Annotated in this window: 13 protein-coding genes; 11 read left to right on the top strand and 2 right to left on the bottom strand. The window is 70.7% G+C overall.

The window, feature by feature from the left end; translation table 11 throughout:
* Positions 1-22 precede the first annotated feature (22 nt).
* Positions 23-565 carry a cysteine dioxygenase family protein gene (locus AB0436_RS21195; protein ID WP_366469745.1) on the bottom strand — a complete coding sequence of 181 codons (543 nt, stop codon included), beginning with the start codon at positions 563-565 and terminating at the stop codon, positions 23-25.
* A 715-nt stretch (positions 566-1,280) separates the two neighbouring features.
* On the opposite strand from AB0436_RS21195, the gene AB0436_RS21190 reads away from it, so the two are divergent.
* The 3 genes from AB0436_RS21190 to AB0436_RS21180 all read left to right on the top strand — a co-directional run bounded on the left by AB0436_RS21190 (position 1,281) and on the right by AB0436_RS21180 (position 7,143).
* Entirely contained in the window at positions 1,281-1,544 is a 264-nt protein-coding gene (locus tag AB0436_RS21190) for a WhiB family transcriptional regulator (RefSeq protein WP_164266780.1), read from the top strand.
* A gap of 278 nt (positions 1,545-1,822) precedes the next feature.
* A complete protein-coding gene (locus AB0436_RS21185; protein WP_366469457.1) occupies positions 1,823-5,635 on the top strand; it encodes a glycosyltransferase in 3,813 nt (1,270 codons plus the stop codon).
* Positions 5,632-7,143: a DUF5719 family protein gene (locus AB0436_RS21180; protein WP_366469456.1), complete on the top strand. Its 1,512-nt coding sequence runs from the start codon at positions 5,632-5,634 to the stop codon at positions 7,141-7,143. Before AB0436_RS21185 ends, AB0436_RS21180 begins: the two co-directional genes overlap by 4 nt.
* Before the next feature lie 68 nt (positions 7,144-7,211).
* Here the strand turns inward: AB0436_RS21180 and AB0436_RS21175 are convergent, their stop codons facing one another.
* Complete coding sequence (locus AB0436_RS21175; RefSeq protein ID WP_366469455.1) at positions 7,212-7,670, bottom strand: metallopeptidase family protein; 459 nt, start codon at positions 7,668-7,670, stop codon at positions 7,212-7,214.
* A 322-nt stretch (positions 7,671-7,992) separates the two neighbouring features.
* Here AB0436_RS21175 and AB0436_RS21170 point away from each other — a divergent pair, with 322 nt between their 5' ends.
* From AB0436_RS21170 to AB0436_RS21135, 8 genes are all read left to right on the top strand, one after another.
* The gene (locus tag AB0436_RS21170; protein ID WP_366469454.1) at positions 7,993-8,364 is read left to right on the top strand and encodes a DUF3499 domain-containing protein; all 372 of its coding nucleotides are present in this window, start codon (positions 7,993-7,995) and stop codon (positions 8,362-8,364) included.
* 121 nt (positions 8,365-8,485) lie between these two features.
* Complete coding sequence (locus tag AB0436_RS21165; protein ID WP_366469453.1) at positions 8,486-9,856, top strand: phosphomannomutase/phosphoglucomutase; 1,371 nt, start codon at positions 8,486-8,488, stop codon at positions 9,854-9,856.
* 151 nt (positions 9,857-10,007) lie between these two features.
* Positions 10,008-10,193, top strand: a complete 186-nt coding sequence (locus tag AB0436_RS21160) for a Trm112 family protein (RefSeq protein WP_365856415.1) — start codon at positions 10,008-10,010, stop codon at positions 10,191-10,193.
* A 124-nt stretch (positions 10,194-10,317) separates the two neighbouring features.
* On the top strand, positions 10,318-11,460 hold the full coding sequence (locus AB0436_RS21155) for an SIS domain-containing protein (RefSeq protein ID WP_366469744.1): 1,143 nt from the start codon (positions 10,318-10,320) through the stop codon (positions 11,458-11,460).
* A 35-nt stretch (positions 11,461-11,495) separates the two neighbouring features.
* Positions 11,496-12,659 carry a mannose-6-phosphate isomerase, class I gene (manA, locus tag AB0436_RS21150; RefSeq protein ID WP_366469452.1) on the top strand — a complete coding sequence of 388 codons (1,164 nt, stop codon included), beginning with the start codon at positions 11,496-11,498 and terminating at the stop codon, positions 12,657-12,659.
* 79 nt (positions 12,660-12,738) lie between these two features.
* Positions 12,739-13,716: a cation diffusion facilitator family transporter gene (locus AB0436_RS21145; RefSeq protein WP_366469451.1), complete on the top strand. Its 978-nt coding sequence runs from the start codon at positions 12,739-12,741 to the stop codon at positions 13,714-13,716.
* Positions 13,717-14,006: 290 nt separating this feature from the next.
* The gene (ahcY, locus tag AB0436_RS21140; RefSeq protein ID WP_366469450.1) at positions 14,007-15,464 is read left to right on the top strand and encodes an adenosylhomocysteinase; all 1,458 of its coding nucleotides are present in this window, start codon (positions 14,007-14,009) and stop codon (positions 15,462-15,464) included.
* Positions 15,465-15,581: 117 nt separating this feature from the next.
* Positions 15,582-16,196: a hypothetical protein gene (locus AB0436_RS21135; RefSeq protein ID WP_366469449.1), complete on the top strand. Its 615-nt coding sequence runs from the start codon at positions 15,582-15,584 to the stop codon at positions 16,194-16,196.
* The last annotated feature ends 489 nt before the right edge of the window (positions 16,197-16,685 follow it).

The following is a 16,685-nucleotide window of genomic DNA, read 5'->3' as shown; positions in this document are numbered from 1 at the left end:
TGGTCGGGCGACGGGTGGGCTGTCAGGCCACGCCCGAGTCCATGAGGGAAGCCGGGGTGCACCGGGCGTTGTGCATCGGCATCTCGGTCAGGCCCGGGAAGTAGACGTGCAGACTGACCGCCGGCTCCAGCGATTCGTTGACGACTTCGTGGGCGTAGCCCGGGGCGAAAACCCTCTGTGTGCCCCCGCTCAGCGTGCGGGAGCCGCGTGCGCTGTGCTCGGTCAGCCGGCCGTCGAGGACGGTGAGCACGCCGGAGGAGCGGCCGTGATCGTGCAGTCCGCTGCCCTGACCGGGGACCCAGCTGAGCAGCCAGACCTCGTAACCGAGCGGGGTGCGGTCGGCCCGAGGGGAGCCGGGGGCCTGGGGGACGCTGCGCAGCCGGTGATACCAGCGGGATGTCGCGTCGTACTCGACGAGGTGCTCCCACTGGGAGCGGTCGGCGGCGATGGAGCGGGCGAGCCCGGCGAACTCGGCCACGGTGGCCGGGTGTTCGGGCGCGGGCCGGAGCAGATGCTGGACGGAGAGGATGTCGCCGGCGATCTGCAGGTCGCTCTCCGTGGGCACGGGGCGAGGGCCGACCGGGGTGCGGTCGCCGGTGGTGAGGCTGTTGCTGTTCATGGTGCGGGGGTTCCTCGGCGGTCAATGCGCTGGGGTCGCAGGCCGGGCCGTCACAGAGCGTGCAGACGGTGCTGCGGGAAGGGCGCTGGAGCTTCAGTGGCTGGGGGCAGTCAGTGGCTTCAACAGCTGGAACAGCAACAGCGCGCCTGGACAGCGCTGCGGAACCCACGCACGTGGGTTGCGGAGAACGCTGCGGTCGCTGGCATGAGGTCAAGGAGAACGGCTCGAGGTCCGGTTGTCAACTCAATGGACGATTCGGCCGCAATGTTTCACCACATCCGGTTACTCCTTCCGGAGAAAGGTTTGTCCGGAAGGGCAGGTGGAGATGTGGCGCACCAAGTCCCGTCGTAAACGCTGCGGCACTCCCGTGATCGGACTGTGATCCGGGTCGCTTCCCCGGACGGGGCGCAACAAGATCGACCTCTGTGGCGTCTTCTCCCGATGAGTGGGAAGGCGTGCGGGTGAGCCAGTGGCGTGTGTCAGGTTTTTAGTGATTTGAACACTTTCTGCCCAGCCTTGGTTCTGCAGAGTGAATAAGGGACCCAATAGCAGATCTCGGCTTGACTGGCTCGCATCACACGCTTGTAATTTCACTCGTGTCGTTCGGCCGAAATCGGTAGCGACAGCAACACGGGGACGCAAAGACGGACAAGGGGCGCACATGACCGAGCTGTTCCAGCAACTGCTGGTCGAGGACGCGGACGAGGAATTCGGCTGGCAGGAGCGCGCACTGTGTGCGCAGACGGATCCCGAGTCCTTCTTTCCCGAGAAGGGCGGTTCCACCCGCGAGGCCAAGAAGGTCTGTCTGGCCTGCGAGGTCCGCTCCGAATGCCTCGAGTACGCCCTCGCCAACGACGAGCGGTTCGGCATCTGGGGAGGCCTCTCCGAGCGCGAGCGCCGGCGCCTGAAGAAGGCCGCCGTCTGACCCGGTACCGGAAACCCGGTACCCGGAACGCGACCACGAACGCGACCGCGAGTCCGTCCGGGACGGCCGACGTACGTCGCACCGAACATGCGGAACATCCGGTCCGCCGCCCGTCCCCACCCGACGGGCGGCGGACCGCTGCCATAGCCAGCCGTTAGTGTGGGGCCCCGTCCGCGATGCACCAACGTCCCCAGGGGACGCGTGCGTCCACCGCATCCGCAACCCAGCCTTCCGGGGGGACCGACCCCCGGACCCCGGCCGGAGGGGCCCGTACCTCGATGTCCGTGCACAGCCAATCGACGGCCCCTCACGAGGCCGCAACGCCAGAGTTCCCGCGCCATGTCGTCACCGCCGTGCTCGTCTCCCACGACGGCGCCCGCTGGCTGCCCGACGCGCTCGCCGGGCTGCTCGGGCAGGAGCGCCCCGTACAGAACGTGGTCGCGGCCGACACCGGCAGCGCCGACGCTTCGGCGGTCCTGGTCACCGAAGCGCTCGGCGCCGAGCGCGTACTGCACCTCGCGCGCCGTACCGGTTTCGGCACCGCCGTCGACGAGGCGGTCCGCACGGCAGGCGTCCTCACCCCCGAGGAACTGCCGTATCTGAAGCGGCCCAGCGGCTGGGACCCGGTGAGCCGCAGCTGGCGCGACGACGCCTATGACCTGCCCGAACTGCCGCACGGGGAACCGGTGCAGTGGCTCTGGCTGCTGCACGACGACTGCGCGCCCGCCCCGGACGCGCTCGCCGAACTGCTGCGGGTCGTCGAGAACGACCCGCAGGCCGCCGTCGTCGGACCGAAGCTCCGCGGCTGGTACGACCGCAAGCAACTGCTCGAGGTCGGCGTCTCGATCGCCAACAGCGGACGGCGCTGGACCGGGCTGGACCGGCGCGAGCAGGACCAGGGACAGCACGACCAGGTGCGCTCGGTGCTCTCCGTGTCGACCGCCGGAATGCTCATCAGACGGGACGTCTGGGAGCAACTGGGCGGCTTCGACCGGCGGCTGCCGCTGATGCGCGACGACGTCGACCTGTGCTGGCGCGCGCATGCGGCGGGGCACCGGGTCGTGATCGCACCCGACGCCGTACTGCGACACGCGGAGGCCTCGGCGCGCGAGCGCCGACCGATCGACTGCGTCGGCCGTTCTGTTGCCAACCCGCACCGCGTGGACAAGGCGGGCGCCGTCTACACCCTGCTCGCCAACACCCGGGGCAGCGGCCTGCCCTACGTGCTGCTGCGACTGGTCCTGGGCACGCTGCTGCGGGTGATCGCCTATCTGGTCGGCAAGGCGCCCGGCCAGGCCCTCGACGAAGTCGCCGGATTCATGGGCACCGTGCTGCGCCCCGAGCGGATCCTCGCCGCCCGGCGCAGACGCGGTACCGGCACGGTCGACGCCGGCGAGCTGCGACCGCTCTTCCCGCCGCCGGGCGCCACCGTCAAGGCCACCGCCGAGCAGGTCGTAAGCCATTTCGGCGGTAGCTCCGACGTGGAAGCAGGCGGGTCGCGGCACGGCGCCGTCGAGTCGGGGCCCGGCGGGGACGACGCCGACTTCCTGGAGGTCGAACAGTTCGCGCGGCTGAAGCGGCTGGCCCGTAAACCGGGCCCGGTGCTCTTCGCCGTACTGCTGCTGGTCTCACTCGTCGCCTGCCGGCAACTGCTCGGCTCCGGCGCGCTCGCGGGCGGCGCGCTGCTGCCCGCACCCGAACACGTCTCGGAGCTGTGGGACCGCTACGCCGACGCCTGGCATCCCTTCGGCACCGGCGGCAGGCAGACCGCGCCTCCCTATCTGGCCATCCTCGCCGCGCTGGCGGCCGTGCTTTTCGGACATATCGGGCTCGCGCTCACGGTGCTGCTGGTCTGCTCGGTGCCGCTGGCCGGCCTCACCGCCTACTTCGCCTCCCGCCCGCTCACCGAGTCCCGGCTGCTGCGGGCCTGGGGCGCCATCGCCTACGCCTTCCTGCCGGCCGCCACCGGCGCGCTGGCCTCCGGTCGGCTCGGCACCGCCGTACTGGCCGTCCTGCTGCCGCTGATCGCCCGTTGCGCGGTGGCCGCGGCCGGGCTGCGCGGGGCGCGCGGAAGCTGGCGGGCCGTCTGGGCGTACACCTTCCTGCTGACCCTCGCGATGGCCTTCACGCCGATCGTGTGGCTGCTCGCGCTGGTGCTCGGGATCGCCGTACTGGCGCTGAACCGGGCCGACATCACGGCGTACGGGCTGCGGTTCGTCGCGGTGATCGTCACCCCGCTGGTGGTGCTGGCGCCCTGGTCGCTCTCGTTGCTCACCTCGCCCTCCGCCTTCTTCCGGGAAGCGGGGATGGAGTTCGGCAAGGGTTCCGCGTCCGCCCTCGACCTGCTGGGGATGAGCCCCGGCGGACCCAAGGCGGCCGGCGGCGTGCTGCTGATCGGCGTGGTCCTTGCGGCCCTGGCCGCCCTGCTGCGCGGCGAGCGGCAGTTCGCGATCCGCAGCGCCTGGGCCGTCGCCCTGGTCGGCCTGGTCTTCTCGGTCCTCGCCAACAACTCGGGCTGGGCCGGACCCGCCACGCTGGTCTACGGCATCGCCCTGCTGTTCGCCGCGGTCATCGGTGCCGAAGGCGCGCGCGAGCGCGTCGCCACCCAGAGCTTCGGCTGGCGCCAGCCGGTCGCCGGGCTGATCGCCGTCGCCGCCGTGCTGGCACCGCTGATCGCCGCCTTCAGCTGGATGATCAGCGGCGCGGACGGCCCGCTGGAACGGCGTGACCCGGTGCAGGTGCCGGCCTTCGTCGCCGAGGAGAGCGGCACCCGCGACCAGCCCCGCACCCTGGTGATCGGTGGAAAATCTTCGGCGGAGGTCGGGTACACGCTGGTCCGCGGTTCGGGCGGCCGACTCGGCGACGCCGAACTCGCCCGCTCGGGAGGCGACAGCCCCCGGCTCGACAAGATCGTGGCCAACCTGGTCGCCGGATCGGGCGCCGACCAGTCCACTCAGCTCAGCGGCTACGCCGTGCGCTACGTACTGGTCCGGGACGGTGCACCGGCCCGGACCAGCCGGGTGCTGGACGCCACCCCCGGACTCAGCCGGCTGAGCCAGCTCGACGGCAGCGCGTTGTGGCGGGTCGACCGGCAGGTCGCGCGGGCCACGATCGTCTCCGGCACGTCGACCTCCTCCCCGAACGCCGCCGAGCCGCAGTCCGTCGCGGCCGGCCCGGTGGACATTCACACGACCATCCCGGCCGGCGCATCGGGACGGGTGCTGCGCATCGCGGACGCGGTGGCCCCGGGCTGGCAGGCCACCCTGGACGGTCACCCGTTGACCGCCACCACCGTGGACGGCTGGGCGCAGGGATTCCGGCTGCCCGAGAAGGGCGGCCGGCTCGACCTCACCTACGACACCCCGATCACCCGTACGGCATGGGTCTGGATCCAGTGCCTGTTCGTCGTCGTACTGCTGGTCCTGGCCCTGCCCGGCCGCCGTACCGAGGTCGACGACGACCTGCCGGAGGAGGAACCCGCCGCAGCGGCCGCGCCCGTCGACGGCGAGGGACGCAGGGCCCGCCGACTGCGTGCCGCTGCGCTGGCCGAGGCCGCCGACGAGCCCGAGCCCGAGCCGGAGCCGGGCCCGGCTCCCGCACCCGCGCCCGGCGGCGACTTCGAGCCGCAGTACGGGGCGGAGGTGCCGCAGCAGCCCGCATACGGTGAGTGGGAGCAGTCCGCGTACGGGACCGCCGAATACCCGCAGTACCCGACACCGGATCAGTACCCGACACCGGATCAGTACGCGGCGCCCGACCAGTACGCGGCGCCGGACCAGTACGGGGGCGATCAGTACGCCGGCCAGTACGGCAACGGGCAGTACCCCGGCAGTCAGTACCCCGGCAGTCAGTATCCCGCCGGTCAGTACGCCGACGAGCAGTTCGGCAACCAGCAGTACGACACCGGCCGGCAACAGGGCGTCACTTACGACGACGGCAGCTACCAGGACGGCGCCTACCCGGACGATCCGTACCAACAGCCCCCGCAGGACGGCTCCTACGATCCGTCCGGCTACCCGCAGCCGCCCCGACCGCCCCACCCCCCGTACCCCGACGAGAACGAGCACCGCCCCGACGGGAGCAATCAGTGAACCGCACCGCACTCGCCCTCGCCGCGGCCGTCACCGCCCTGGTGGCGATCACCGGATTCGCCTCGCTCACCGCGCCGTCGGGCAGCGACTCGACGGTGACGAAGGCGGCAGCCCGGCTGCCCGTCGAGCGGTCCAGCCTGCTCTGCCCGGCGCCCAGCACCTCGGATCTGGCGGAGACCAGATACACCTCCTTCACGCCCGCCGGGAAGGCCGGGAAGGACGGCGGGGCGACGGGCACGGCTCAGCTGCTGCCGTCCACCACCGACGACGGCAAGAAGGGCAAGGGGAGCAAGAAGTCGGCTTCGGACAAGCCGCTGCTGTCGCTCAAGGAACCTGGAAAGCCCGTCACCGACGAGGAGTCGGGCGGCGAGACGCCCGCCCTCATCGGCGCGGCCGACGGCCGCCTGGCCCCGGGCTGGGCCGCTCAGCAGACCACCACGGTCGACGCGGGCAGCTCACGCGGCGTGCTCGGAACCCGCTGCACCGCCCCGGACACCGACTTCTGGTTCCCCGGTGCGAGCACATCGGCGGACCGCCAGGACTACGTCCATCTCACCAACCCGGACGACACCGCCGCGGTCGCCGACATCGAGCTCTACGGCAAGGACGGGGCGATCAAGTCGGATGTGGGGGAGGGCATCACGGTCCCGGCCCGCTCGTCCGTCCCCGTGCTGCTCTCCACCCTGGCGCCGGATCCGGCCGACAACGTGACCGTCCACGTCAGCACCCGTACCGGCCGGGTCGGCGCGGTGGTGCAGTCCATGGACGACAAGGTGGGCAGCGACTGGCTGCCGGCATCGGCGTCCCCGGCCGGAAAGCTCGTGCTGCCGGGCATCCCGGCGGACGCCACATCGGTGCGCCTGGTGGCCTTCGCGCCCGGTTCGGACGACGCGGACCTGAAGATCCAACTGGCCGCGGAGGACGGCACGATCACACCGGCCGGGCACGAAAGCCTGCACCTCAAGGCGGGAATGACAGCCGCCGTCGACCTCGGTGATCTCACCAAGGGCATCGCCGGCTCCCTGGTGCTGTCGCAGGACGGTGGCGGGAAAGCGGTGCCTTTCGTGGCCGCGCTGCGCGTGGTGCGCGGCAAGGGCAGCAAGCAGGAAGTGGCCTTCATCCCGGCGACCGGCCCGGTCGGCGAGCGGGCCACCGCGGCCGACAACCGGTCCAAGGGGTCGGTGCTCTCGCTGACCGCGCCGGGTGCCACGGCCAAAGTGAAGGTCACGGCGTCGGCGGGCAGCGGCGGTGGCGAACCGGTCGTCAAGACCTATGTCGTGAAGGGTGGAACCACGCTCGCCACGAAGCCACCGGTGCCGTCCGGGCTCAAGGGCTCGTACGCATTGACGGTCGAGCCCCAACCGGGCGGCGGCCCGGTCTACGCGGCGCGCACCCTGGAACTCCCGCAGGGTGGCATTCCGATGTTCACCGTGCAGACTCTGCCCGACGATCGCGGGACCGTCTCGGTGCCGACGGCTCGGCAGGACCTGTCACTGCTGAACAACTGAGGCCTGCCGGACTGCCCGTGGGGACGTCAGTCCTGGCCGCACAGCTGTCAGTCCTGGCCGTACAGCTGTCAGTCCTGGCCGTACAGCGGGTCCACCGACTCCGGTGCCAGACCGAGCAGTTCGGCGACCTGTTCGACCACGACCTCGTGCACCAGCAGGGCCCGCTCGTCGCGGTTCTTGGTGCGGATCTCGACGGGCCGCCGGTAGACGACGATCTGCGCGGGCCGGTTCTTGGCGGCCGGGACCGCCACCCCGAGCGGTACGGAGGTCTCGCCCGGCCACTCGTCGGGACGGTCCGTGCTGTCCGTACGGGGCACGTCGAGCACCAGGAAATCCACCTCGGACAGCTGCGGCCAGCGCCTTTCCAGCCGCTCGACGGAGTCCTGCACCAGATCGCGGAAGGTCTCCGCCCGGCTCGCGGAAAGCGGCACCTGCGGTGGTGCGACAGGGCCGCGCATACCGCGGCCGTGCCGGTCGCGACGGCGCGGCCGGGGCTCGGTCGGCGGGGTCGGTAGGGAGCTGTCCATCACTGACGCAGGGTAGCTCTCCGGGCGACCCGGCGAAGCGGGATACCCGGCCACCCACCGCGATGTCACAGAATGTGCATACCGGACATGACTCCGATCGGTTGGCGGGCTGCTTTCGACCGGGTATCTCGCGGCGGGTGACCGGAAATCGCCGCACCGCGGACGGGATCGGTTCGGCGACTCCCTGGGCACGCCCGGTAGCCGTGCAGGTCAAGTGAGTTGCCCAGGGTGCTCGGGGGAGGGAGATCGCGCCACGACACGGTGGGGTGACGCCGGGGCGCGTCGTCGCGGCCCGCTCAAGAGTGCGGTACGGTCCCATACCGTGAGCCCTGTACGTCGCTGTTCTCGCACTGCGTGCGGCCGCCCCGCCGTCGCGACGCTGACGTACGTCTACGCCGATTCGACCGCGGTCCTCGGCCCCCTCGCCACCTACGCCGAGCCGCACTGCTACGACCTGTGCGCCGAGCACAGCGAGCGGCTGACCGCTCCGCGCGGCTGGGAGGTCGTCCGCCTCACCGACGGTTCCGCGCCCGCCAGGCCCAGCGGTGACGATCTCGAAGCCCTCGCCAACGCGGTACGGGAAGCAGCCAGGCCGCACGACCGTGCGGCCGAACCCGGTGGCGGACGGACGGCCAATCCGGTCGAGGCCGGGCGCCGCGGACATCTGCGGGTGCTGCGGTCCCCGGAGCCCTGAGCCCCGGCTGCCGGAGCCCCGAGCCGCCCGGAGCCCCGCCCCGAGCTGAAGACGGGGCGCTCGGCCATGTCACCCCTGCGGGTAGTTTGATGGCCCCGAAGCGGAACCCAGGAGGAGCGAAGTGGCTGCTGCCGTCGACCTGTCGCAGGTCGTGAAGGCGTACGACGTACGCGGAGTCGTCCCCGACCAGTGGGACGAGTCGGTGGCCGAGCTGCTCGGCGCCGCGTTCGTGCAGGTGACGGACGCCTCGGCGATCGTGGTGGGCCATGACATGCGCCCCTCGTCACCCGGCCTGTCCGGAGCCTTCGCCCGCGGCGCTGCCGCGCGGGGGGCCGACGTCACGCTCATCGGCCTGTGCTCGACGGACCAGCTGTACTTCGCCTCCGGCCAACTCGGTCTGCCCGGAGCGATGTTCACCGCCTCGCACAACCCGGCGCAGTACAACGGCATCAAGATGTGCCGGGCCGGCGCGTCACCGGTCGGCCAGGACACCGGCCTGACCGAGATCCGTACGCTCGTCGAGGACTGGGCGGTTTCCGGCGCCCCGGTGGCTGCCCGCACCCCCGGTACCGTCACCGAACGCGACACCCTGAACGACTACGCGGAACACCTGCGCTCCCTGGTGGACCTGACCGCGATCCGCCCCCTGAAGGTCGTGGTGGACGCGGGCAACGGCATGGGCGGCCACACGGTCCCCACCGTCTTCGCGCCGCTCCCGCTCGATGTCGTACCGCTCTACTTCGAGTTGGACGGAACCTTCCCCCACCACGAGGCCAACCCGCTGGACCCGGCGAACCTCGTCGACCTGCAGGCCCGGGTGCGGGCCGAGGGTGCGGACCTGGGCCTGGCCTTCGACGGGGACGCGGACCGCTGCTTCGTCGTGGACGAGCGAGGAGAAGGCGTCTCCCCCTCCGCGATCACGGCACTGGTGGCGGCCCGGGAGCTCGCCAAGCACCCCGGCGGCACGGTGATCCACAACCTGATCACCTCCTGGACCGTCCCCGAGGTCGTGCGGGAGAACGGCGGCGTCCCGGTCCGCACCCGGGTCGGGCACTCCTTCATCAAGCAGGAGATGGCCACCACCGGCGCGATCTTCGGCGGCGAGCACTCCGCCCACTACTACTTCCGCGACTTCTGGAATGCCGACACGGGCATGCTCGCCGCCCTGCACGTCCTGGCCGCGCTCGGCCACCAGCCAGGCACCCTGTCGTCCCTGGTGGCCCAGTACGACCGCTACACCGGTTCGGGCGAAATCAACTCCACGGTCGACGACCAGCAGGCTCGTACCGACGCCGTCCGGGCGAGCTATGCCGGTCTGCCCGGCGTCACCACCGACGAACTGGACGGCCTGACGGTGACGTCGAAGGACTGGTGGTTCAACCTCCGCCCGTCCAACACCGAGCCGTTGCTGCGCCTCAATGTGGAGGCCCGGGACGAGCCGACCATGGCCAAGGTGCGCGACGACGTGCTGCAACTGGTCCGCGCCACCTGAGGCGGAATCGCCGGCGCCCGTTGCGGGCAGATCGCCGGCGCGGGGCGAAGCGGGATCCCCGGCGTCCGCCAACCGCGCCGACACCCCGCACCGTCCCCGCCCCGGCGGTACGCTGACCAGGCCCAAACCGTATGTTCGAAGGGACCACCCCATGCCGCTCGAAGCCGGCCTTCTGGAGATCCTCGCCTGCCCGGTCTGTCACGCACCGTTCAACGACCAGTCGGCAGCCGAGGAGAACCCCGAGCTGATCTGCACCGGCAAGGACTGCGGCCTCGCCTACCCGGTCAGGGACGGCATCCCCGTACTCCTCGTCGACGAAGCACGCCGCCCGGCCTGACCGCCGCCGGCGGGCCGCCGCACCGCCGGCAGACCCTACGCCCGCAGACCCACCGTGCCGCCGTGCCTCACCGGCGCGGCAGCCGCGTTCCCGTACCCGCAAGGTGAATCGGAGGCAGACCCCGATGCTCGACGAGTCGTTGCTCGACGCCCCGGAGGAACTGGCCCGAGCCGACCGCCGCGGGCTGCTCCGCGGCGCCGCCGAGGCCGGAGCCCGCGTCCGCACCGCCGCCCGGCACGCCACCGAGGCCGGTCTCGCGGAGCTGAAACCGGAAGGGCGCCCGCGGGCCGTGCTGGTCGCCGGCGCGGGGACCGCCGCCAACGGCGTCGCCGATCTGCTCACCGCACTGGCCGGCGCATCGGCCCCCGTCGTCCGGCTGGCGCCCACCGGCGTGGCGCCCGCAGCGGGCGCCCTGCGCTGGTCCCTGCCCGGCTGGACCGGCTCGGTCGACCTGCTGCTGATCGCCACCGCGGACGGCTCGGAACCGGGCCTGGCGCTGCTCGCCGAGCAGGCGTACCGCCGCGGTTGCACGGTCGTCGCGGTGGCACCGGTCCGCTCCCCGCTCACCGAAGCGGTCGACGGGGTGCACGGCATGGTCGTACCGATGGCGACGGCACCGTACGAGGAGGAGACCGAAGCGACCGAAGCGCCGTTCACCGGGGCCGGTTCCGGGGCGTTGTGGGCCCTCTTCACCCCGCTGCTCGTCCTGCTCGACCGGGTCGGCCTCGTCACCGCTCCGCCCGAGACGCTCCAGCGGGTCGCCGACCGCCTCGACTCCACCGCGGAACGCTGCGGTCCGGCCATCGCGACCTACAGCAACCCGGCCAAGACCCTCGCATCGGAGCTCGCGGACTCGCTCCCCCTGATCTGGACCGAGGGCACCGCCGCCGGGCCGGCGGGCCGTCGTTTCGCCGCCGTGCTGACCGAGCTGGCCGGCCGCCCCGCCCTCGCCGCCGAGCTGCCCGAGGCGTTGCCCGCGCACGGCGCACTGCTGGTGAGCGCGCTGGCGGGGGACGCGGACCCGGAGGACTTCTTCCGCGACCGGGTGAACGAGCAACAGGCGCTGCATGCCCGAGTGGTGCTGCTCCGCGACCGGCCGGCCGGCGGTCTCAGCGCGGCCCCGGCAGCCCGCGAACTCGCCCTCGGCCAGGACACCGCCATCAGTGAGCTCGAACCGGAGGAGGGCAGCGACCTCGAATCTCTCGCGGAACTGCTCGCCGTCACCGACTTCGCCGCCGTCTACCTGGCCCTCGCCGCCTCGGCCTGAAAGCCCCCACCTGAAACACCCCGGAAAGTAGTGTCATGGACCGCCTCGCCAACACCGTGCGCCCTTACGCCTGGGGCTCGCCGACCGCCATCCCGGCCCTCCTCGGCACCGCCCCCACCGGCGAGCCGCAGGCGGAGATGTGGATGGGAGCACACCCGGGAGCCCCCTCCCGCATCGACCGCGGGACCGGCGCGGCACCACTGTCGGCGGTCATCGACGCCGCCCCGGAGGCCGAACTGGGGGAGGCCACGGTCAAGAAGTTCGGCCCGCACCTCCCCTTCCTGCTCAAGATCCTCGCGGCCGGCGCCCCGCTGTCCCTCCAGGTCCACCCGAACCTCGTACAGGCGAAGCAGGGGTACGAGGACGAACAGCGCAGCGGTGTCCCGATCGACGCTCCGCACCGCAACTACAAGGACGCGAACCACAAGCCGGAACTGATCTGCGCCCTCACCCCGTTCGACGGCCTCTGCGGATTCCGCGCCCCCGAGGAGTCGGCCGCGTTGCTGGCGGCGCTCGAAGTGGACTCCCTCGAACCGTACGTCGACCTCCTGCGCGCCCACCCCGAGGAGGCGGCGCTGCGCGAGGTCCTCACTGCGGTGCTGACAGCCGACCCGGAGGAGATGCACGCCACCGTCACCGAGGCGGCCACCGCCGCCGGACGGCTCGGCGGGGGGCACGCCCCGTACGCCGCCATCGCCCACCACTATCCGGGCGACCCGGGCGTCATCGCGGCGATGCTGCTCAACTACGTACAACTGCAGCCCGGAGAGGCGCTGTTCCTCGGCGCCGGTGTCCCGCACGCCTACCTCAACGGCCTTGGCGTCGAGATCATGGCCAACTCCGACAACGTGCTGCGCTGCGGCCTGACCCCGAAACACGTCGACGTACCCGAGCTGCTCCGTATCGTCCGCTTCGAGGCGACCGACCCGGGCGTCCTGCGCCCGGAGGCCGCCCCGGACGGTGAGGAGCTCTACGACACCCCGATCGATGAGTTCCGGCTCTCCCGCTACGTACGGCCGGAGGGCGCAGCCCCGCTCACGCTGCCCGCCTCCCCCGCTCAGATCCTGCTCTGCACGGCGGGAGAGCCCGGCGTCGGCCAACTGACACTCGCTCCGGGCCGGTCGGTGTTCGTCCCCGCGGGCGAGAACGTCACACTGTCCGGAGCGGGCACGATCTACCGCGCCACCGTCGTCGCCTGATGCGACAATATGCGGCCGAACAGCGGCCGCAGCACGCGGTGCCGGGGCCGCAGCAGCGACGAAGGGAATATGTCCACCTATGAGTGCGTCAGGCGGAACCAGGGCGATCGTGGCGGCGCTCGGCGCCAACCTCTCGATCGCAGCAGCGAAGTTCGTGGCGTTCCTCTTGAGTGGCTCGTCGTCGATGCTCGCCGAGAGCGTCCACTCGCTCGCCGACTCCGGCAACCAGGGCCTGCTGCTGCTCGGCGGTAAGAAGGCGCAGCGCGAGGCGACCCAGGAACACCCCTTCGGCTACGGCCGTGAGCGCTACATCTACGCGTTCCTCGTCTCGATCGTGCTCTTCTCGGTCGGCGGCATGTTCGCCGTCTACGAGGGCTACGAGAAGATCAAGCACCCGCACCCCCTGGACAACTGGTACTGGCCGGTCGGTGTGCTGGTGTTCGCGATCATCGCGGAGGGCTATTCGTTCCGGACGGCCATCAAGGAGTCCAACCAGACCCGCGGTGCGCTTTCCTGGTCGCAGTTCATCCGCCGTGCGAAGGCCCCCGAGCTGCCGGTCGTGCTGCTCGAGGACTTCGGGGCGCTGATCGGTCTGGCCCTGGCGCTGGCCGGGGTGGGCCTCGCTATCGGCACCGGAAACGGCGTCTGGGACGGCGTCGGCACGGTGTGCATCGGCGCCCTGCTCATCGTGATCGCGACCGTCCTGGCGCTGGAGACCAAATCCCTGCTGCTCGGTGAGGCGGCAGGCACGGAGGAAGTGGACAAGATCAAGGACGCGATCGTCGATCACGAGACCGTCACCTCCGTCATCCATATGCGAACGCTCCACCTGGGCCCCGAGGAACTGCTGGTCGCCGCCAAGATCGCGGTCCAGCACGATGACACGGCGGTCAAGGTCGCCCAGGCGATCAACGCCGCGGAGACCCGCATCCGGGCCGCTGTGCCGATCGCGCGGGTGATCTATCTGGAGCCGGACATCTACAGCGAGACCGAGGCCGCGGCAGGCAACGACCCCGCGGCGACTCCGGGCGGCCCTTCCCCCGTGCCGCAGCACTGACGGCAATGCCGGGGGACCGCGCGCCGGGACACCGGGACGAGAACCGGCCATACGGCCCGGCCGGGCTGGGGGCCGGCCGGCCGATCGGTGTAGATTCGATGAGAGCCAGACGTCGCTGCTGATGGCGGTCGGGCGGTCCGCGCTGCGGACCGGCCGAGGGAGAGAGGGCCTCCGACGGACTGCGCCGCGAGCGCTCGGGCATTCCTGTGCCTTCACGCCCGTCGCCGCAGCATCCAGCCCGGACATCCCAGCCGATACACCCTCGACCAACCTTCCGAGGAGCAGCCCATATGACGACTGACGCCATCACCCAGGACTTCAAGGTCGCCGACCTGTCCCTGGCGGCCTACGGGCGCAAGGAGATCACTCTCGCCGAGCACGAGATGCCCGGCCTGATGTCGATCCGCAAGGAGTACGCAGCGACGCAGCCGCTGGCCGGCGCCCGGGTCACCGGCTCGCTGCACATGACGGTGCAGACCGCGGTCCTGATCGAGACCCTGGTGGCTCTCGGCGCCGAGGTCCGCTGGGCCTCCTGCAACATCTTCTCCACCCAGGATCACGCCGCGGCCGCCATCGCCGTGGGCCCCAAGGGCACCCCGGAGGCCCCCGCCGGCATCCCGGTCTTCGCCTGGAAGGGCGAGACGCTGGAGGAGTACTGGTGGTGCACGGAGCAGGCCCTGACCTGGCCGAACACGCCCACCGGCGGCCCGAACATGATCCTCGACGACGGCGGTGACGCGACCCTCCTCGTCCACAAGGGCGTCGAGTTCGAGAAGGCCGGCGCGGTCCCCGATCCGGCCACCGCGGACAGCGAGGAGTACAGCCACATCCTGCAGCTCCTCACCCGCACCCTCGGTGAGAACCCGCAGAAGTGGACCCAGCTCTCCTCCGAGATCCGCGGCGTCACCGAGGAGACCACCACCGGCGTTCACCGGCTGTACGAGATGCAGCGCGACGGGCAGCTCCTCTTCCCGGCGATCAACGTCAACGACGCGGTCACCAAGTCCAAGTTCGACAACAAGTACGGCTGCCGCCACTCCCTGATCGACGGCATCAACCGCGCCACCGACGTCCTCATCGGCGGCAAGGTCGCGGTCGTCTGCGGTTACGGCGACGTGGGCAAGGGCTGCGCGGAGTCGCTGCGCGGCCAGGGCGCACGGGTGATCATCACCGAGATCGACCCGATCTGTGCGCTGCAGGCAGCCATGGACGGCTTCCAGGTCTCGACCCTCGACGACGTGGTCTCCATCGCGGACATCTTCGTCACCACGACCGGCAACAAGGACATCATCATGGCCACGGACATGGCCAAGATGAAGCACCAGGCCATCGTCGGGAACATCGGCCACTTCGACAACGAGATCGACATGGCCGGCCTGGCCAAGATCCCCGGCATCGTCAAGGACGAGGTCAAGCCGCAGGTCCACACCTGGACGTTCCCCGGCGGCAAGACGCTGATCGTCCTGTCCGAGGGCCGACTGCTGAACCTGGGGAACGCGACCGGCCACCCGTCGTTCGTGATGTCCAACTCGTTCGCGGACCAGACGCTGGCCCAGATCGAGCTGTTCACCAAGCCGTCCGAGTACCCGACCGACGTGTACGTGCTTCCCAAGCACCTCGACGAGAAGGTCGCCCGACTCCACCTGGACGCCCTCGGCGTGAAGCTCACGACGCTCCGTCCCGAGCAGGCCGCCTACATCGGGGTCGAGGTCGAGGGCCCGTACAAGTCGGACCACTACCGCTACTGATCCCTGTGGCAGCAGGAATCCGCAGCAGGAATCCCCAGCAGTAGGTACCAGGCAGGCCCCCGCACCCCCGTGTCGGGGGCCTGCCTCGTACCGGCCTCAGAAAGCTCCAAGGACCCCATGCCCCGCGGCCGTTATTCGCTCCATGATCTGCACGACCACACCTCCCTGGGTGAAGAACACTTCCACTGCGCGCCCGGCCCCTCCGGCTGGCGCTACGTCTCGCAGATCACGACCCCCTCCGGCGACCACGCGGGCTCCGTCGATCTGGCCATCGACGAACTCGGCCGCCCCATCCGTCTGGAACTCCACGCCGCGAACTGGCAGATCCGCGGCGCCGCCCTGGAGGGCGTCACCTGGGTCCGTACCGACCCCACCGGCGAACATGCCACCGAAGGCAATGCCCGTGCTCACGCCTTCACCGGCACGTCCCCCGCCTTTCTCGTCGCCACAGCCCGACTGCTCCGTCTCACCCCCGCCACCCCCGCCACTCGTGTCCGCCTCGTTGCTTTCACGGAACCCGTGCTGGCCCCCCGAACCGTCGACCAGTCCTGGGCGCTACTGAAGAGTGAAGCGCACGCCACTGACAATGGCCCCTTGATGGTGGACGAATACCAGGTCAGCGCACTCGACACCGGCGAGCAGTACACCGTCCACCTGGCGGGTGACGTAGTCCTGGCGGCCCCCGGCCTCGAGCTCGAAGACCTGGAAACTCCGCCTTCGGCATTCCCCTGACCAGACCGCAGTACCAGCGCCGCCCGCTACTACGCAGGCGGCGCGAAGCCTGTGGCCGGGGGCGTACGAGGAGCCGGACCGTGGGTCTCGGCGACACTCATCGACCCGGGGCCCCGTTGGGAGACCGGGGACCTCGAGGACACCGGTCGAAGCGCCGGGCCGCCGGTGGCTACGTGATGTGCGTACGGCCCTGCTGACCTGCTAGTGTCTCCTTCGCCCACAAAACCGTTGACACGGTTCGCGTGGGGAGGTAGATTTAATGGGTTGCCCGAACTGGACAGGTTCGGGACCATCAGTTAGCATCTCTCTCGCTCGCGGAAATCAAATTTCCTGCTGGGCCATCCGAAATCCAGAGTCACGAGGCTGATTAGGTCAGCGGAAATGATTCTGATAAAGTCGGAATCGCCGGAAAGGGAAACGCGAAAGCGTGGAACTGGAAAGCGAATCCCGCCGGCCGGGAATCGGACACGAAAGAGTCTGATAGAGTCG

The sequence above is a fragment of the Streptomyces sp. NPDC051322 genome (assembly GCF_040689485.1).
Classification (GTDB): domain Bacteria; phylum Actinomycetota; class Actinomycetes; order Streptomycetales; family Streptomycetaceae; genus Streptomyces.
Note: the sequence above shows the minus strand (reverse complement) of the source record. Positions and strands in the feature narration are given on the sequence as shown.